Below are 17,685 nucleotides of genomic sequence, written 5' to 3'. Positions count from 1 at the left end.
GAGATAGACAATGGCCAGAGCAAAATTTCTCTGCGATGCCGAACGCTGCATCGAATGTAACGCCTGTGTCACGGCCTGCAAGAACGAGCACGAGGTGCCCTGGGGCATCAACCGCCGTCGGGTGGTGACCATTCAGGACGGCAAGCCGGGCGAACGCTCGATCTCGGTTGCCTGCATGCATTGTTCGGATGCGCCCTGTATGGCGGTCTGTCCGGTGGATTGCTTTTACCAGACCGACGAAGGTGTGGTGCTGCACTCTAAGGATCTGTGCATTGGTTGCGGCTATTGCTTCTATGCCTGCCCCTTTGGCGCGCCGCAATATCCGCAGGCGGGCAACTTCGGCTCGCGCGGCAAGATGGACAAATGCACCTTCTGCGCCGGTGGTCCGGAGGAAAACAATTCCCAGGCGGAGTTCCAGAAGTACGGGCGCAACCGGATTGCGGAAGGCAAATTGCCGATCTGCGCCGAGATGTGTTCAACCAAGGCACTGCTGGCGGGCGATGGCAATGTGGTCTCTGACATCTACCGCGAACGTGTGGTGGCGCGGGGCTTTGGCTCTGGTGCCTGGGGCTGGGGCACGGCCTACGAACAGAAGGGTCAGTAACCCGGGCGGCACGGGCCAGGTGCCCTTGCCGATGACAGATCTGGTGGCCCGCGTTGCTGCGGGCCGTCGCTTCACCGTTTTTCATGCGGGGGATTTCCCATGCTGCGCCATCTGATGGCATTGTTTGTTCTTGTACTGCTGGCCTTGCCCGGCGTCGCCTCTGCACAGGATGTGCGACCCCCCGACAACGCAGTCAATGTCGATGCGCCCCGCGCCTCGACCGGCGGGGCGCAAACGCTTCAGGACGTGCTGCGCCGTCAGCAGGGCCTTGCGGTTGACGACAGCTTCCGCCGCAACAACATCGGCGGCGATGCAGGCACCGCACCCGGGCTGGGGCCGCTGGGTGGCACCTCGGACGCCGAACAATGGCGCGCGCTGCGCTATAACGAGGCGGATGTGCGCGTGACCACCCTGAACACCACCGGCAAAGTGCTGGTGCAGGATGGGGGCATGTGGTGGCTGGATATCCGACGTGGTGCCTTGCCGACCTATGGCGGCTGGCTGCTGCTGGGCACGTTGGGCATTCTGGCGGTGTTTTTCCTGCTGCGCGGCCGCGTGCGGGTCGAGGACGGCATGTCGGGACGCACTGTCACCCGGTTCAAGGCGATTGAACGCTTTGCCCACTGGATGCTCGCAGGGTCCTTCATCCTGCTGGCGGTTACCGGGCTGCTGTCCCTGTTCGGCCGCAAGGTGTTGATTCCGGCCTTTGGCCACGGCTTCAACTCGGTCCTGCTGACGGGAACAAAATACATCCACGACAACGTCTCATGGGCGTTCATGATTGCGCTGGTGATGGTTTTCGTGATGTGGGTCTGGCACAATCTGCCCGACCGCACTGACCTGACCTGGGTCCGCTATGGCGGCGGCATCATCGGCAAGAAACACCCGCCCGCCAAGAAATTCAACGCAGGGCAGAAGCTGATCTTCTGGTCGGTGATCCTGCTGGGCGCATCGGTCTCTGTATCGGGCCTGTCGATGCTGTTCCCCTTCGACATGCCGCTGTTCGGACATACCTTTGCCGTGCTGAATGACACCGGCCTGCCGCAGGCCCTGGGGTTTGGCACATTGCCCGTCGATCTGGCCCCGCAGGAAGAGATGCAATATGCCCAGCTGTGGCATGCCATCATCGGTTTCGTCATGATGGCGATCATTTTTGGCCACATCTATATCGGGACGCTGGGCATGGAAGGCGCCTATGACGCGATGGGGTCTGGCGAGGTTGACGTGAACTGGGCCGAGCAGCACCACTCGATCTGGCTGGAAAAGGTCAGAGAGACCGAGCATCGGAGCCCTGCGGAATGATTGCCCCCGGGACCTACGCAAAAGGAAACAGGCGATGAAAGTGATGTTTGCAGGCTTTGCCGGGATCATGGTGATCGGTGTCGTGGCCTATTTCGGCCTGCACGAGATGGGCTTTTCCTCTCAGGACGTTTATTCCAGTGGCAATGTCAGATTGGACTGACCTGCGGGGATAAATTACGCCATGGCGGTACGGGACGAATACGGCGGCACGCTTGAGGGCGCGTCGGTTCTGATTATCGACGACGAGCCGGGCATGCGGCATTTCCTGACCAAGATTCTGGAACCGCGAGTGAAACGGGTGGCGCAGGCGGCCTCGCCGGCCGAGGCGACAAAGCTGCTGGATGCGGCGCATTTTGACGTGGTGGTGCTGGACAATGTCATGCCGGGCAAGACCGGGCTTGAGTGGGTCAACGAACAGCGCCGCAAGGGGTTCTATGCTGACACGATCCTGATCACCGCCTATGCGGATCTGGAAACCGCGATCGCCGCACTGCGGGCGGGCGTCAGTGACTTTGTGCTCAAACCGTTTCGGACCAATCAGATTCTGGGCGCGGTGTCGCGCACGCTGGACCGCAAGAACCTGCGCCGGGACAACACATTGCTGCGCCGCGAGCTGCATGCGGGAACAGCGGTGCAGATGCTGGGCAAATCGCAGGCCCTGGGGGCGGTGCGCCGCATGTTGACCCGTCTGGCGCCGCTGCCGACACCGGTTCTTTTCACCGGGGCCAGCGGCACCGGCAAAGAACTGGCAGCGCGCCAGTTGCACCAGATGTCAGACCGCAGCGACAAGCCCTTTGTCGCCGTGAACTGCGCCGCCATTTCACCGGACCGGATCGTGCCGGAGCTGTTCGGGTCGGTGGAGGGCAATGAGACGTTAAAGCCGGGGCTGTTACTGCTGGCGGACGGCGGCACGTTGTTTCTGGACGAGGTCGCGCAGATGCCGGAGGCATTGCAGGCGGCGCTCTTGCGGGTGCTGGAAGACCAGACCATCCGCCCGCAGGGCGGCGAGCGGGAAATACCGCTGGACCTGCGGTTCCTGTTTGCCACCAACGCAAACCTGGAAAAAGCGGTGGCAGAGGGCCGTTTCCGCGCCGATCTCTATCACCGGATCAATGTGGTCGAGATCGAGATGCCGCCATTGAAAGACCGGTCCGAAGACATCGTCGAACTGGCGGCATTGTTCATGGAGCAGTTTTCGACGGTCCTGGGCATGCCCGCGCTGCGGCTTGATGCGGAAACCCTGCTGAAACTGCGGCGCTATGACTGGCCCGGAAATGTGCGCGAGCTGCGCAATCTGATCGAACGGTCGGTCATCCTCGGCGCTTTCCCCGAGGGTTTTTCGGGCCATGGTTCCGTCGCCGGGACGCGGGCAATCGAAGATCTGGACCTGGTGATACAGCGGCATGTGTTACATGTGCTGGATCTGTGCAAAGGAAACCGGGCAGAGGCCGCACGGCGGCTGGGGGTGTCGCGCAAGACCATCGACCGCAAGATGGCGGTATGGGGTGAGGCGGGTATTGATATCGACCTTGCCTGAACCGGATTGCGCGGCGGCCTGCGGCCCTGGTTCCGCGCTTGGGAAAGGTGGAAAGGGCGCTGTCCGGACCTCCGCCGCGCTGGCCACGAAGCATAGTTTTGCATTCTGTAAGGCTGGTAATCTGAATTATGTAAAATTGATTCCGCTGCACAGCGTTTATATCCATCCCCGCCGCGACCAGTGACGCCAGTCAATTGGCGCTCCGGCCCGACGCTTGCGCGCCTGCATATGGGATTTGGCATTGTTTACTGTTTCCACCGCAGAAAGCCTGTCACCGGCAAAGCGCCAGACCGTGCCTGTCAAGGCTTGGTCGTCAGGTCCGGCAAGGCCTGCAATCTGCTGCTGGTATGGACCGTGTTAAACCTTCATTCAGAAATGCTGAAATGGGCTTGCGAAACGATCGCTGCATCCATCAGATCGGCTGAGGGCGCTACAGCACAGGGGCGGCAGAATGATCCAGGCAAGGATCAAGGCCGATGATCAAGGGTGTCGGCGTTGGGCCTGCCCGCCGCTGACATTTCAAAAATCCATCGGCGCATTCGCCTTTACTTCCTTGATCACAAAAAAGGTCCGGGCTTGCCGGACACCGGGAAGCGAGATCAGCTTTTGGGTGTGGAACCGATTGAAATCCGCAATGTCAGACACCCTGATCCGCAACAGGTAATCGAAATCCCCGGCCACCAGATCACAATCCAGGATCGACGCCTCCTTGGTGATCGCAGCCTCGAAGGCGGCAAAGCTTTCGGGGGTGGAACGGTCCAGGACGATGCCGACCATCACCAGCGCCCCAAGGCCGACCTTGTGTGGGTCAACCATGGCCCGCACGCCGGTAATGTATCCCTCATCGAACAGGCGCTGGGTCCGGCGGTGGCAGGTTGCGGGGCTGACATTGGTTCGCTGCGCCAGTTCTGCATTGGTCAGCCGTCCGTCCGCCTGCAGCAGTTGCAAAAGCGCCAGTTCAGTCCGGTCGAGCGCGCGGGATGGGTTATCTTTCAACATGTTACCTCTGAAACTCGGCGGAACGCACAGGGGTGCCGCCGCAGGCGGTGATTCGCTGGAATCACTGGATGACGTATTCTTTCAGAATGATCGAGATTTTTGAAGATTTTAGGAGGCTGTGATGGCTTCGGGCGCAAAAGTGTAGAAATGAGCCATATACTTTGAAAGGACATTTCACAAATCCGTTGCTATCACGGGGCGACCCAAACTGGAGATAGCCATGTCACTACTTGAAAAATTCGAACGGTATCCGCTGACCTACGGCAAGACCCCGATTGACCACCTGCCCCGGCTGACCGCCGCTCTGGGTGGCAAGGTCGAAATCTATGCCAAGCGCGATGACTGCAATTCCGGTCTGGCCATGGGCGGCAACAAGCTGCGCAAGCTGGAATATATCGTGCCGGATGCCATCGCATCGGGTGCTGATACGCTTGTGTCCATCGGTGGCGTTCAGTCAAACCACACCCGGATGGTGGCGGCAACCGCGGCCAAGATCGGCATGAAATGTGTTGTGGTGCAGGAAAAATGGGTGCCCCATTTCGACGCCGTTTACGACCGTGTCGGCAACATCCTGATGACCCGTCTGATGGGCGCGGATTCGCGACTTGTCGACGATGGTTTTGACATCGGCATCCGCGAAAGCTGGGAAAACGCGATGCAGTCGGTCCGCGATGCGGGGGGCAAGCCCTATGGCATTCCGGCGGGCGCCTCCGTGCACAAATACGGCGCTTTGGGCTATATCGGCTTTGCCGAGGAAGTGGCGGAGCAGGAAGAAGAACTGGGCTTCAAGTTCGATTACATCGTGGTCTGCGTCGTCACCGGCTCGACACAGGCCGGCATGATCGTGGGCTTCAAGAACCAGGGCCGCGCCGACCGCGTGATCGGGATCGACGCCTCGGCCACCGTGGAACAGACCCGCGCACAGGTCACGGAGATTTCCCGCAAGACCGCCGAACTGGTTGGACTTGGCCAGGAAATCACCGAGGATGATATCGTGATCAACCCCGATTACGCCTATCCCGCATATGGTGTCCCGTCGGATGAAACCAATGACGCAATCCGGCTTGCAGCACAGACCGAGGCGATGATGACCGACCCGGTTTACGAAGGGAAATCCATGCAAGGCATGATCGACCTGACCCGCAAGGGGTTCTTTCCCGAAGGATCGCGGGTGCTTTATGCCCACCTTGGCGGCGCACCGGCCCTGAACGGCTACAGCTATTATTACAAAGACGGCTGAACCGGCCGCGAATGCCCGATGTGGGCGGTTCTTGCCGCCCACGTCACCCCCTCAGCCGGAGACGAACATGTCCTTGTAGGTGTCCCGCAGCAGGTTTTTCTGGACCTTGCCCATGGTATTGCGCGGCAGGCTGTCGACCACAACCAGCCGGCGCGGGTGCTTGAAGCGCGCCAGCGGACCCTTGACCGCCTCCATGATCGCATCCGTATCGGGCGTCTTGCCCTGCTTTGATACCAGTACACCAACCACCGTTTCGCCAAAGTCCGGATGTGGCACGCCGATGACCGCGCTTTCCAGAACGCCGTCCTGCTCATCCAGCACCAGCTCGATTTCCTTGGGATAGATGTTGTAGCCGCCCGAGATGATCAGGTCCTTGCCCCGGCCTACAATGCTGACATAACCGTCGGCGTCGATCATCCCCAGATCCCCGGTGATGAAAAAGCCGTTGTCCCGCAGTTCCTCGGCGGTTTTTTCGGGCATGTTCCAGTAGCCTTTGAACACATTGGCGCCCCTCACCTCGATGACGCCAACCTCACCTTGCGGCAGGGCTTCGCCGCTGGCCGGATCGCAGACCTTCAGCTCGACCCCCGGCAGCGGAAAGCCGACAGTGCCGGCGCGGCGTTCACCCACATAAGGGTTGGAGGTGTTCATATTCGTCTCTGTCATGCCGTATCGTTCAAGAATTCGCTGGCCGGTGCGGGCCTCGAACTGCACATGTGTCTCGGCCAGCAGGGGCGCAGACCCCGATATGAAGACCCGCATATGATCAGCGGACTGCCGGGTGAAGCGGGCATCGTCCAGAAGTCGTGTGTAGAAAGTGGGCACACCCATCATCGTTGTGGCGCGGGGCATCAGGGACAGCACCTGATCCACATCGAAGCGGGGCATGAATATCATGCTGCCACCGGCGATCAGGGTCACATTGGTGGCAACGAACAGACCGTGGGTGTGAAAGATCGGCAAGGCATGCAGCAGCACGTCCTGCGCGGTGAACCGCCATTCCTTTGCCAGGGTCGCGGCATTCGACAGCAGGTTGGTCTGCGTCAGCATCGCCCCTTTCGATCTGCCCGTGGTGCCGGACGTGTAAAGAAACGCGGCCAGGTCATCTGCGCTGCGCTCAACGGTGTCAAAGCGATCCGTCGCGCTTTCCGCCTTTGTAACAAGCGACCCGGCACCTTCGGCATCCAGCGTCTCGACCAGCGCGCCCAGTTCATCTGCGACGGGCGTCAGCGCCGAAACCGCGCTCGGGTCACAGACCACCAGCGCCGCGCCGCTGTCCTTGATGAAATAGGTCAGTTCAGATGTGGTGTAGGCGGTGTTCAACGGCAGGAACACCAGCCCGGCCTGAGCGCAGGCCGCAAACAGCGCCAGTGCCTGGGGTGATTTATGCACCTGTGCCGCCACGCGGGCCCCCGGCTGCAATCCCAGTCCGGTCAGCACATGGGCGATCTGCGCGCTCTGTTTCAGGAATTCCGAATAGCTTAGCGTTGTACCGTCGATCAGGTGCAGAAAAGCTGCGTCGCGCCCCAGATGAGCACCGAACAAAGTATCGTAAAGCGGGTTTGGCATGGCGTTATCTTTCCGAGGTCGTCGCGTTGACAAATGTCTTCGCCAAGGCGGTGACTTCCGCGCTGGCAACGATCTTGCCCTTGGTGGCAAAGTTTTCGAGGTTCTGTGAGACGGCTGACAGGTCATAGAGGTAATTGACCATCACACCGCCTGAATTGGCCACCCCGTTGGCCGAGGAATCGGCATCGGCATGTACCGCATGGACAAGCGCGCCATTGCCCAGATGAAACCGCGCCACCGGATCATAGGGTGCATCCCCCCTGCCCTTTGCATCCAGCAGGTAATGCGCCGCCAGCGCGCGCCGCATTGCGGGCGTCTCAGGCATCTTGATGTCGTTCAGGGCCGCCCATTTGGTCAAAAGTGGGATCGGCGAGAGGGTGACAAAGGTCTTCAGCCCTGCCTGTTCCGCGGCAAGGTCCGCCGCCACCTGCTTGATCAGCGAATTGCCGAAGGAAATGCTGGCCAGCCCGGCCTGGCAGTTCGAGATCGAATAGAACACTGCCGTGTCGCAAGCCTCGGGGTTCAGCGCTGCGCGGTCTTCGGCCAGCAGCGCCTGTATGGATCCGGGAATGCCTTTGGTCAGCGCCACCTCGACAAAGATCAACGGCTCATCCGGCATGGCGGGATGGAAGAAGGCAAAGCAGCGGCGGTCCTTGGGTTGCAACCGGCGGCGCAGGTCGTCCCAGCTGTGAATGGCGTGGACCGCCTCATAGGCGATGATCTTTTCCAGGATATGGGCGGGGCTTTCCCAGCTGATCGGGCGCAGCACCAGAAAACCGCGGTTGAACCAGGATGCGAAAAGGTGCCGGAAATCCAGGTCAAGTGCCGCCAGTTCCGGGTCATCACCGGCCAGCGACAGCAGGTCGGCCCGCATCCTGACCAGTGCGCCGGTGGCACCCGGCGCGCGGTTCAGGCGACGGATCAGCTCCTGCCGCTGCGGCTCTGCCGCGTTCAGGAAGGCCCGGTAGGTCGCTTTTGACGGCGCCTGTTCATAGGCATCCAGCGCGGACCGCACGATTTCGGGGTCGATGTTCATGTCACGCGCCAGGTGCTGCAGGAAGGCCAGTTTGCCTGCATCATCAAGACTTGCGAATTTTCCCAGAATGTCCTGGGCAAGCGCCTGTTCCGTTGTTTCGCCGGCACTGCCAAGCAGATCGGCGGTGAGGGCCGCAATCGGGCGGGTTGACGGGCGATCCTGACCAAAGGGGCGGTAGCGCCTTTCGAACATGGTCGACAGCAAGTCAGCAAGTATCGTCATGGTGCAAGTCCTTATGGCGGAGTGCCGCAAGCGATGAGGTGCCGCGCGTCAGGGGCGGCGTGAGAAGTGCCTGTATTTTAGTCGCAATTTCTGCGCCTGACGGGGTAAACCGCCGGAGGTGATGGGTGGATCATAGACGCATCATGTTTTTCAGGTCAATTATTTTGTATACAAGATATAAATTATTGCGTTCTTCGGAGTGCCAAGCTAGTTTTTCTACATGGAACAACGCAGTGCGGTGAACATCGCAAACTCTTTGGAACAAATGATTTTCGACGGCACCTTTGCCGACGGTGATCGTCTGGACGAGGTGCGGCTGGCCGAACAATTCGGCGTGTCACGCACGCCGCTGCGCGAAGCGCTGCAACGTCTGGAAAGTTCAGGGCTGGTCACCCTGATCCCGCGACGTGGCGCATTTGTGCGTCAGCCCGGGCCCCTTGAACTGCTGGAGATGTTCGAGGTGATGGCCGAACTGGAAGCGGTCTGCGCCAGACTGGCTGCGCGGCGCATGTCCGATGATGCATTGGACGAGCTGCGATTGGCCAATACGCGCTGCCAGGCGGCTTCGGATGCGCAGGACACCGACCTGTATTATATGGAAAACGAAAAGTTCCACGCCACGATCTACCGCGAATCGGGCAACAGTTTTCTTGAGCAGGAAAGCCTGAAACTGCAAAAACGCCTGCGCCCCTTCCGCCGCCAGCAACTGCGCCTTCGCGGGCGGATGCCGCAATCGCTGACCGAACATGAGGCGATTGTGGAGGCGCTGACGGCAGGCGATTCCAACGCAGCAGCCAATGCGCTGCGCGACCACGTGAACGTTCAGGGCGAGCGGTTTCAAAGCCTGATGGCGGGCCTGAAAGCGGCTGCATCTTAGCGACCTGTCACGAGAATTTCATTCCGGCCTGCAAGAACTGCCTGTCTGAAAGGGGTGGAGACATCCTTACCATTGCCCCCGGGCAACGGGTGTACCAGCGATGCCCTGCCGACAAAGCCCAAATAAGCATCAGGCGGGTTGTTGCCGGGGATGTGTCACATGAAAATGCAGTATTTGCTTGACCAATTACAATCAGCCGATGTTGTATACAAAAACAAGAATAAAAATACATCATCCCGAACAACGTAACAGCGAGGACTACCATGACATTGAAAAACCTGATGACCGGCACTGCGCTGAGCCTGTTGGCCGCCGCACCCGCATTTGCGGACAAAGCCGACGACACGCTGCGTGTGGCCTTCACCAAGGAACTGGAATCGGTCGACACCTATTACAATTCTGCGCGCGAAGGGATTCTGTTCACCCGTGGCGTCTGGGACGCCCTGTTGTTCCGCGATCCGATCTCGGGCGAAATCTCGGGCAACCTTGCGACCGAATGGACCTGGATTGACGATGTCACCGTCGAATTCAAACTGCGTGAGGGTGTGACCTTTCACAACGGCGAGGTCTTCAACGCCGACGATGTGGTCCATACAGTCAATTTTGTCACCAACCCGGAAAACGGCGTCAAGGTGATGACCAACGTCAGCTGGATGAAGAGCGCGGAGAAGGTTGACGATTATACCGTCCGCATCATTCTGAATGCGCCCTTCCCGCCGGCCGAAGAATATCTGGCAAGCGTTGTGGTCATGTATCCCGACGAATATTACGCCGAAGTTGGCCCGACCGGCATGAACACCAATCCCGTGGGCACCGGCCCCTACAAGGTCGACAAGGTCGAAGCCGGCAAACTCTACGAGCTGAGCCTGAACGAAAACTATCACGACAGCCCCAAAGGCAAGGGCAAGATCGGCAAGATCGAGGTCAAGACGATCCCCGACATGAACACCCAGGTGGCCGAGCTGTTCAACGGCGGTCTGGATTTCCTGTGGAACGTGCCCGCCGATCAGGCAGAGAAACTGGCCGAGATGGACGACCGTTTTGACGTGGTCAACGCGCAGGCGATGCGCATCGGCTATATCACGATGGACGCCCAGGGCGCTGTCGACCCAGATGGCCCGATGACCAAGAAAGCGGTCCGTCAGGCGATCTATCACGCCATCGACCGTCAGGCGATTGTCGATGCGCTGGTCAAAGGTTCCTCCGAAATCGTGAACGCAGGCTGCGCACCGATCCAGTTCGGTTGCGACCTTACCGTCAAGTCCTATGACTATGTCCCGGAAAAGGCCAAGGCGCTGCTGGCCGAAGCCGGTTATCCCGATGGTTTCGAGATCGACTTCTACGCCTACCGCGACCGGCCCTATGCCGAAGCGCTCATGGGTTTTCTGAATGCGGTCGGGATCAAGACCAACTTCAACTACCTGCAATACGCCGCCCTGCGCGAGAAACGCACAAAGGACGAGGTGCCGATTTCCTTCCAGACATGGGGTTCCTATTCGCTGCCCGACGTCTCGGCGATCACCGGTGAATTCTTTACCGGCGGCGAGCTGGACGATGCGCATGACCCGGAAATCATCGAATGGGTGAAAGAAGCAGGTTCCATCACCGACCGTGCCAGGCGTGAAGAGCTCTACAGCAAGGCACATGCCAAGATCGCCGAAGAGGCCTATTGGGTGCCGCTGTGGACCTACAACGTGAACTATGTGCTCAGCAAAGAGCTGGACTACACACCCACAGACGACGAAGTCATCCGTTTCGCGGACTTCGCCTGGAAATAACCTTTGACGGGCCGCGCGGCATCTGTTGCGCGGCCCGTGCCTGTTTCTTTGCCCGGAAGGTGACGCACGATGGCCGTCTACATACTCAAACGTTTCGGTCTTGCCCTCTTGGTGGCCCTGACCGTTTCATTCATCAGTTTCAGCCTGTTGTTCATGGCAGGCGATCCGGCTGTTGCCATTGCGGGCGAAAACGCCACTTCGGAAGATATCGCGCTGGTCAACGAACGTTACGGCTTTGACCGGCCGATGATCGTGCAATACGGCGACTGGCTGGGCTCGGCCGTGAGAGGTGACCTGGGACGTTCGTGGTACTTTGACATGTCGGTGACCGAGCTGATCGCCGACCGCCTGACCGTCACCATGAAGCTGGGCCTCTTTGCCATCACGCTTGCGCTGGCGGTGGCGATCCCGTTGGGCGTGGCGGCGGCGGCCAATCCGAATTCGATAATCGACCGCTTTGCCCTGTTTCTGTCGGTGGTCGGCCAGGCCATCCCGTCCTTCTGGTTCGGCCTGATCCTGATTGTCATCTTTTCCATCAAGCTGCGGCTCTTGCCCGCCTCGGGCAACGAGACATGGCAGCACTTTGTCCTGCCCACCGTCGTGCTGGGTTATTACGCCACCCCTGCCATCATGCGTCTGACGCGGGCGGGGATGATGGAAGTGCTGTCCTCCGACTATATCCGCACCGCGCGGGCCAAGGGGCTGCGCACCCGCAAGGTGATGTTCAAACACGCCCTGCGCAATGCGATCATTCCCGTGGTCAGCCTGGCGGCGGTCCAGATGGGATTCATGCTGGGCGGCTCGATCGTGGTCGAAACCGTCTTTGCCCTGCATGGGGCCGGCTATCTGGCCTGGGAATCCATCGCCCGCAACGACCTGCCGACCATGCAGGCGCTGATCCTGATTTTTTCCACCTTCTATATTCTGTTCACCTTCCTGGCTGACGTTCTGAACGCATGGCTGGATCCACGGCTGCGCGTGGGCTGAGGATAGACATGACCGATACAACCACACCCACCGACCAGCCCCTGCAGGCCCCCCGCAACAAGCCACTGACACCCGGACAGGCGATGCGCCGACGCGCCCTGCGCCACAAGGGCCTGATGTTCGGTGCCGTTGTCATGCTGATTGTCCTGTGCGTTGCAATCTTTGCCCCGCTGCTGACCCAATATGACCCTTACCAGCAAAGCCTGCTGGCGCGAATGAAACCTCCGGTCTTTCTGGGCGGCACATCCGAACACTGGCTGGGCACCGACGGGCTGGGCCGCGATTTCTGGGCGCGGCTGGCCTATGGCGCGCGTATCTCGCTGATGATCGGCATTCTGGCCGCCGTCATCTCGGGCATCATCGGCTCGACGCTGGGCATTCTGGCCGGCTATTTCGGTGGCAAGGTCGACATGGTCGTGACCTTTCTGATCAACGTGCGTCTGGCCATGCCCGTCGTGCTGGTGGCTCTGGCCGTCGTGGCGCTGTTCGGCGGCTCGCTGGTTGTCGTCGTTTCGGTTCTGGGTCTGCTGCTTTGGGACCGCTTTGCCGTGGTGCTGCGCTCTGCCACGATGCAGGTGCGCGAACAGGAATATGTCGCCGCAGCCGAAGTGCTGGGCGCATCCTTGCCGCGCATCCTGTTCAAGGACATCCTGCCCAATGTGATGAACCACCTGATCGTGATCTTCACGCTGGAAATGGCCCATGCCATCATCCTTGAGGCGGCGCTGTCCTTCCTCGGGCTTGGCGTGCAACCGCCCACCCCCTCCTGGGGCCTGATGATTTCCGAAGGCAAGGACATGCTGTTGTTCGAACCCTGGCTGATCACCATTCCCGGCGTCGCGCTGTTCTTTCTTGTTCTTGCCATCAACATGCTGGGCGATGGCCTGCGCGATGTCACCGCACCGGAGGGGCGCAACTGATGACCGATCCTATCCTGTCCATCCAGAACCTGACCGTTGACCTGCCCAAGGCCGCCGACCGCGCCCATGCCGTCGAAAACCTGTCCTTGCAAGTGATGCCCAAGGAAATTGTCTGTATCGTGGGCGAAAGCGGCTCGGGCAAGTCGATCACCGCCTTCACCACCATGGGTCTGCTGCCGCAGGCGCTGTCGCCTTCGCAGGGAGAAATACGTTTTGACGGGCACGACCTGCTGAAACTGTCAAAACGCGCCCACAGCGACCTGCGGGGCCGTCGCATGGCAATGATTTTCCAGGAGCCCATGTCGGCCCTGAACCCCTGCTATTCCGTGGGCGACCAGATCGAAGAGATGTTCCAGCAGCACACCGATCTGGGTGCCGCCGAACGCAAGGCCCGCACGATCAGGCTGCTGGAAGAGGTGCACCTGCCCGACCCGCCGCGCATCTACAACTCTTACCCGCATCAGCTGTCGGGCGGCCAGCGCCAGCGCATCGTGATCGCCATGGCTCTGGCCCTGGACCCTGCGCTGCTGATCGCGGACGAACCGACAACCGCGCTGGACCTGTCGACGCAGCAGCAGATCCTGCACCTCTTCAAGGAGCTGCGCGAAAAGCATGATGCCGGCATCATGTTCGTCACCCACGACTTTGACGTGGTGGCCGAGATTGCCGACCGCGTCGTGGTGATGCAGCATGGGCGTATCGTCGAACAGGGCAGCGCCGAAGAGGTCCTGAACCGCCCGCAACACCCCTATACCCGCCTGCTGATCGACGCTGTCCCCCGCCGCACCCGCGATGTGCCCGCACCGATCACCAGTCACGAAGTGCTGAAGGTGTCGAACCTGAACAAGACCTATCACGTCGCCGGCGGCATGTTCCGTCCCGCGCGTACCGTTCATGCCTGCAAGGATGTGAACTTTACCGTCCATCAGGGCGAAACCCTGGGCATCGTGGGCGAAAGCGGCTCGGGCAAGTCGACACTGGTCAAATGCCTGATCCGTCTGGAAGACCCCGAAAGCGGTGTGGTCTCGGTCGAGGGCAAGGACATTGCCCTGATGTCGCGCCACGACCTGCACCCCTACCGCAAACACATCCAGATCGTGTTTCAGGACCCCTACGGCTCACTCAACCCGCGCCGCACCATTGGCGACCAGCTGGTCGAGGGGCCGGTGAACTTTGGCGAGAACCGCGCGAAGGCAATGGAACGGGCTCGCGAGCTGATGAAGATCGTGCGGCTCGATCCCGAGGTGCTGAACCGCTATCCCAACCAGTTCTCGGGCGGTCAACGCCAGCGGATCTGCATCGCACGCGCCCTGATGGTCGAACCGAAAATCCTGATCGCGGATGAAGCTGTGTCGGCGCTGGACGTTTCAGTACAAAAAGAGGTGCTGAAACTGCTGAACGAAATCCGCGACCGGATGGGGCTGACGGTCCTGTTCATCACCCACGACCTGCGTGTCGCGGCGCAGGTTTGTGACACGCTGATCGTCATGCAGCAGGGCGATGTGGTGGAACGCGGCACCGTGGAAGAGGTCTTTGGCGCGCCATCGCACCCCTACACCAGGATGCTGCTGGATGCGCAGCCGGGCAAACATTGGGATGTGCCCGACATCGCAACCCTGCCCCCGGCCGTCGCATGAGCGGGTCGTTTTCGCGCAGCCAGCAGACCCGCAAGCCGGGTGTCACCGCCACCTCGGGCGGTGTCGTCGCCGCCCAGCATGTGCGCGCCGCCGAAGTCGGGGCCGAAGTCCTTGCCGCAGGCGGTGACGCGGTCGACGCCGCCGTCGCCGTCAGCTTTGCCATCGGCGTGGTCGAACCCTGGATGTCCGGCCCCATGGGCGGCGGTGCCATGATGCTGTGGCGCGAAGGCGAAGGTCGCGCCCATGCGCTGAACTATGGCATGCGGTCCTCCGCTACACTCGATGTGGGCCACTATCCGCTGTCTGGCGCGGGCAAGGCCTCTGACCTGTTCCCATGGGAAGCCGTGGTTGAGGACCGCAACGTCACCGGTGCCACATCGGTCGCCGTGCCCGGCACGATGGCCGGCATTTCCGCCGCACACGGCCGCTTTGGCCGGATGCCGTGGGATAGGCTGCTGGCCCCTGCCGTGGACCTGGCCAAACAGGGCCTGCACGTAGATTGGTATGCCGCCCTCGTGATTGCCTCCAGCGCGCGTGATCTGGCGTTGGACCCCGATGCCGCCGCGCTTTATCTTGATGACGGCGTCTGGCCCAAGGGCTCCGGCTGGACCGCGCTGGCCGATCAGCGGCTGGACCAAAGCAAGATGGCCGAAACGCTGGAACAGCTGGCCCGGGAAGGCGAAGAGGCGTTCTATCGCGGCGACATCGCCGCCGCCCTCGTGCGCGATGTCACCGACAAGGGCGGCTTCCTGTCGATGGACGACATGCGCGATTACCGCGTCACTTGGTCCGACCCTCTGGCAATCCCTTTCCGTGATGGCACCATCCACGCCATGCCCGGCCTGACCGCTGGCCCCACGCTGGCGGACGCCCTGACCCGCTGGCAGAAAGGCTATGCCGCCACCGATGCAGACAGCCCCGCCGCCTATGTCGCCCGTGCCAACGGGCTGCGCGCGGCCTATGCCGAACGGCTGACCAACATGGGCGACCACGAAAGCGCCAAGGCCCCCGGTTGCACCACGCATTTTTCCATCGTGGACAGCGCGGGCAACATGGTGTCGATGACACAAACGCTGCTGTCGATCTTCGGCTCCAAGGTGGTGTCGCCCTCGACCGGCCTGAGCCTGAACAACGGCATCATGTGGTTCGACCCCGAACCGGGCAAGCCCAACTCTCTGGGTCCCGACAAAGCCTGTCTGATGAACGTCTGCCCCGTCATCGGCGAAACGCCCACCCGCCGCTTTGCGCTGGGGGCCTCGGGCGGGCGCAAGATCATGCCTGCGGTGGCGCAGATCAGTGGTCACCTGATGGAACAGGGCATGTCGATGCAGGACGCCATCGAAGCGCCGCGCATCGACGCCTCGGGCGGTGCGCAGGTTGTGGCGGACGAACGCCTTGCCGGTCCCGTGGCCGACGCGCTGGCGGACAACTTCCCGCTGGCGCTGGCGCAACGGCTGCCCTTCCCCTTTGCCTTTGCCTGCCCCGCAGGGGTGATGCGCGAGGGCACCAGCAACTCCGGCACCACCGAAACCATGTCCCCCTGGGGCGATGGCGTGGCTGAACCTGAAACCAAAAAGGCTCCTTGAATGACCCTGCAAGATTCTGCCCGCGCCAATATCGAAACCTATTTTGACAGCGGTGATTTCCAACGCGATCTGGCCACGCTGGTGTCCCGCCCGACCGAAAGCCAGGATCCGCGCGGCAAGCCGCACCTGCACGCCTATCTGCACGACGACATGGCCCCGATGCTGGGAGTCATGGGGTTTGCCTGCCGGTTCCACGACAATCCCGTGCCCGACGGCCCGCCCATCCTGACCGCCGAGCGGATCGAGGATGCAAGCCTGCCCACGGTCCTGACCTATGGCCACGGCGACGTGGTGCGCGCGCAAGAGGGCCAGTGGCGCGAGGGGTTGACCCCGTTCGAGCTGATCGAGGAAGGCGACCGCCTGTACGGGCGCGGGTCGGCGGACAACAAGGTCCAGCACCTGATCAACCTGCGCGCGATGCTGGCGGTGCTGAAGGCACAGGGACATCTGGGCTTTAACGCCAAGGTCATCATCGAAATGGGCGAAGAGGCCGGATCCCCTGGCCTGAAAGAGTTCTGCACCGCCAACGCCGACCTGCTCAAGGCGGATGTGTTCATCGCGTCCGACGGCCCGCGCCTGCGCCCTGCCGCGCCCACGATCTTTACCGGATCACGCGGCGGTGCCAGCTTTGACCTTGAGGTCAAGCTGCGCGAGGGGGCCAATCACTCGGGCAACTTCGGCGGTCTGCTGGCCGATCCCGCGATGATCCTGTCGCACGCCTTGGCCAGCATCACCGACGCGCGCGGCCAGATCCGCATCCCCGAATGGCGTCCCACCAGCCTGACACCCCGCATCCGCGAGGTTCTGGCCGCCCTGCCCGCCCATGACACCGGCATCGACCTTGACGCCGATTGGGGTGAAGCGGACCTGACCCCCGCCGAACGCGTGTTCGGCTGGAACAGCTTTGCCATTCTGGCGATGACAGCCGGCGTCCCCGCCGCACCCGTCAACGCCATCGCAGGATCGGCCCGCGCCACCTGTCAGTTGCGGTTCGTGGTCGGCACCGATGTGGACGACATCCTGCCCGCCCTGCGCCGCCATCTGGACCGCGAAGGGTTCGACAAGGTCAAGATCGTCGCACACAGCCGCAACAGTTTCCCCGCGACACGGCTGGACCCAGATCACCCGATGGTCCGTTTCGCCAGTGCGTCGATTGAAAAAAGCGTGGGCATCGCACCGGACATCCTGCCGAACCTTGGCGGCTCGCTGCCCAACGATTGCTTTGCCGAGGTGCTGGGCCTGCCGACGATCTGGGTGCCGCATTCCTATGCGGGTTGCTCGCAGCACGCGCCCAACGAACATATCCTGAAATCCCTGTCGCGTCAGGCGCTGGTGGCAATGACCGGGTTGTTCGCCGATCTGGCCGAACAAGGCCTGCCAAAGGATTGATC

General features: G+C 61.3%; 15 protein-coding genes. 12 read left to right on the top strand and 3 right to left on the bottom strand.

The genetic code is table 11. The annotated features are described in order from the left end of the window. Positions 1-10 precede the first annotated feature (10 nt). The 4 genes from fdh3B (at position 11) to O4H53_RS01020 (ending at position 3,443) form a co-directional block, all read left to right on the top strand. Positions 11-604, top strand: coding sequence for a formate dehydrogenase FDH3 subunit beta (gene fdh3B, locus O4H53_RS01035; protein ID WP_114276808.1), 594 nt, complete (start codon positions 11-13; stop codon positions 602-604). 99 nt (positions 605-703) lie between these two features. Further along, positions 704-1,906, top strand: a complete 1,203-nt coding sequence (locus O4H53_RS01030) for a formate dehydrogenase subunit gamma (protein ID WP_269360653.1) — start codon at positions 704-706, stop codon at positions 1,904-1,906. A gap of 34 nt (positions 1,907-1,940) precedes the next feature. Continuing rightward, positions 1,941-2,066, top strand: coding sequence for a hypothetical protein (locus O4H53_RS01025; RefSeq protein ID WP_269360651.1), 126 nt, complete (start codon positions 1,941-1,943; stop codon positions 2,064-2,066). A gap of 21 nt (positions 2,067-2,087) precedes the next feature. Then, entirely contained in the window at positions 2,088-3,443 is a 1,356-nt protein-coding gene (locus O4H53_RS01020; protein ID WP_269360650.1) for a sigma-54-dependent transcriptional regulator, read from the top strand. A gap of 519 nt (positions 3,444-3,962) precedes the next feature. Here the strand turns inward: O4H53_RS01020 and O4H53_RS01015 are convergent. Next, positions 3,963-4,442 (bottom strand): Lrp/AsnC ligand binding domain-containing protein, encoded by a 480-nt coding sequence (locus tag O4H53_RS01015; protein ID WP_205388301.1) that lies wholly within the window; start codon positions 4,440-4,442, stop codon positions 3,963-3,965. 220 nt (positions 4,443-4,662) lie between these two features. Between O4H53_RS01015 and O4H53_RS01010 the strand changes: the two genes are divergently transcribed. Beyond that, positions 4,663-5,682 (top strand): 1-aminocyclopropane-1-carboxylate deaminase, encoded by a 1,020-nt coding sequence (locus O4H53_RS01010; RefSeq protein ID WP_269360648.1) that lies wholly within the window; start codon positions 4,663-4,665, stop codon positions 5,680-5,682. Positions 5,683-5,733: 51 nt separating this feature from the next. Here O4H53_RS01010 and O4H53_RS01005 read toward each other — a convergent pair whose 3' ends face one another. Both O4H53_RS01005 and O4H53_RS01000 read right to left on the bottom strand, forming a co-directional pair. Beyond that, complete coding sequence (locus O4H53_RS01005) at positions 5,734-7,251, bottom strand: malonate--CoA ligase (protein ID WP_269360647.1); 1,518 nt, start codon at positions 7,249-7,251, stop codon at positions 5,734-5,736. Positions 7,252-7,255: 4 nt separating this feature from the next. Further along, entirely contained in the window at positions 7,256-8,509 is a 1,254-nt protein-coding gene (locus O4H53_RS01000; protein WP_269360646.1) for a malonyl-CoA decarboxylase, read from the bottom strand. Between the two features lie 220 nt (positions 8,510-8,729). Between O4H53_RS01000 and O4H53_RS00995 the strand changes: the two genes are divergently transcribed. From O4H53_RS00995 to O4H53_RS00965, 7 genes are all read left to right on the top strand, one after another. Next, positions 8,730-9,386: a GntR family transcriptional regulator gene (locus tag O4H53_RS00995; protein WP_114276819.1), complete on the top strand. Its 657-nt coding sequence runs from the start codon at positions 8,730-8,732 to the stop codon at positions 9,384-9,386. Positions 9,387-9,649: 263 nt separating this feature from the next. After that, positions 9,650-11,164 carry an ABC transporter substrate-binding protein gene (locus tag O4H53_RS00990; RefSeq protein WP_269360643.1) on the top strand — a complete coding sequence of 505 codons (1,515 nt, stop codon included), beginning with the start codon at positions 9,650-9,652 and terminating at the stop codon, positions 11,162-11,164. A 69-nt stretch (positions 11,165-11,233) separates the two neighbouring features. Continuing rightward, positions 11,234-12,151, top strand: a complete 918-nt coding sequence (locus O4H53_RS00985; protein WP_269360641.1) for an ABC transporter permease — start codon at positions 11,234-11,236, stop codon at positions 12,149-12,151. Between the two features lie 8 nt (positions 12,152-12,159). Beyond that, a complete protein-coding gene (locus O4H53_RS00980; RefSeq protein ID WP_269360639.1) occupies positions 12,160-13,071 on the top strand; it encodes an ABC transporter permease in 912 nt (303 codons plus the stop codon). Continuing rightward, on the top strand, positions 13,071-14,708 hold the full coding sequence (locus tag O4H53_RS00975) for an ABC transporter ATP-binding protein (RefSeq protein WP_269360637.1): 1,638 nt from the start codon (positions 13,071-13,073) through the stop codon (positions 14,706-14,708). Before O4H53_RS00980 ends, O4H53_RS00975 begins: the two co-directional genes overlap by 1 nt. Next, on the top strand, positions 14,705-16,294 hold the full coding sequence (locus O4H53_RS00970; protein ID WP_269360635.1) for a gamma-glutamyltransferase: 1,590 nt from the start codon (positions 14,705-14,707) through the stop codon (positions 16,292-16,294). Before O4H53_RS00975 ends, O4H53_RS00970 begins: the two co-directional genes overlap by 4 nt. After that, on the top strand, positions 16,295-17,683 hold the full coding sequence (locus O4H53_RS00965; protein WP_269360633.1) for a M20 family metallopeptidase: 1,389 nt from the start codon (positions 16,295-16,297) through the stop codon (positions 17,681-17,683). Positions 17,684-17,685: the final 2 nt, after the last annotated feature.

It is taken from the genome of Sulfitobacter sp. G21635-S1, from assembly GCF_027213915.1.
In the GTDB taxonomy this organism is placed as follows: Bacteria; Pseudomonadota; Alphaproteobacteria; order Rhodobacterales; family Rhodobacteraceae; genus Sulfitobacter.
This window is presented reverse-complemented; position numbering and strand designations above follow the sequence as displayed.

Coding starts and splice junctions, on each gene's coding strand:
- fdh3B (WP_114276808.1), top strand. CDS start 11: ATGGCCAGAGCAAAATTTCTCTGCGATGCCGAACGCTGCATCGAATGT.
- O4H53_RS01030 (WP_269360653.1), top strand. CDS start 704: ATGCTGCGCCATCTGATGGCATTGTTTGTTCTTGTACTGCTGGCCTTG.
- O4H53_RS01025 (WP_269360651.1), top strand. CDS start 1,941: ATGAAAGTGATGTTTGCAGGCTTTGCCGGGATCATGGTGATCGGTGTC.
- O4H53_RS01020 (WP_269360650.1), top strand. CDS start 2,088: ATGGCGGTACGGGACGAATACGGCGGCACGCTTGAGGGCGCGTCGGTT.
- O4H53_RS01015 (WP_205388301.1), bottom strand. CDS start 4,442: ATGTTGAAAGATAACCCATCCCGCGCGCTCGACCGGACTGAACTGGCG.
- O4H53_RS01010 (WP_269360648.1), top strand. CDS start 4,663: ATGTCACTACTTGAAAAATTCGAACGGTATCCGCTGACCTACGGCAAG.
- O4H53_RS01005 (WP_269360647.1), bottom strand. CDS start 7,251: ATGCCAAACCCGCTTTACGATACTTTGTTCGGTGCTCATCTGGGGCGC.
- O4H53_RS01000 (WP_269360646.1), bottom strand. CDS start 8,509: ATGACGATACTTGCTGACTTGCTGTCGACCATGTTCGAAAGGCGCTAC.
- O4H53_RS00995 (WP_114276819.1), top strand. CDS start 8,730: ATGGAACAACGCAGTGCGGTGAACATCGCAAACTCTTTGGAACAAATG.
- O4H53_RS00990 (WP_269360643.1), top strand. CDS start 9,650: ATGACATTGAAAAACCTGATGACCGGCACTGCGCTGAGCCTGTTGGCC.
- O4H53_RS00985 (WP_269360641.1), top strand. CDS start 11,234: ATGGCCGTCTACATACTCAAACGTTTCGGTCTTGCCCTCTTGGTGGCC.
- O4H53_RS00980 (WP_269360639.1), top strand. CDS start 12,160: ATGACCGATACAACCACACCCACCGACCAGCCCCTGCAGGCCCCCCGC.
- O4H53_RS00975 (WP_269360637.1), top strand. CDS start 13,071: ATGACCGATCCTATCCTGTCCATCCAGAACCTGACCGTTGACCTGCCC.
- O4H53_RS00970 (WP_269360635.1), top strand. CDS start 14,705: ATGAGCGGGTCGTTTTCGCGCAGCCAGCAGACCCGCAAGCCGGGTGTC.
- O4H53_RS00965 (WP_269360633.1), top strand. CDS start 16,295: ATGACCCTGCAAGATTCTGCCCGCGCCAATATCGAAACCTATTTTGAC.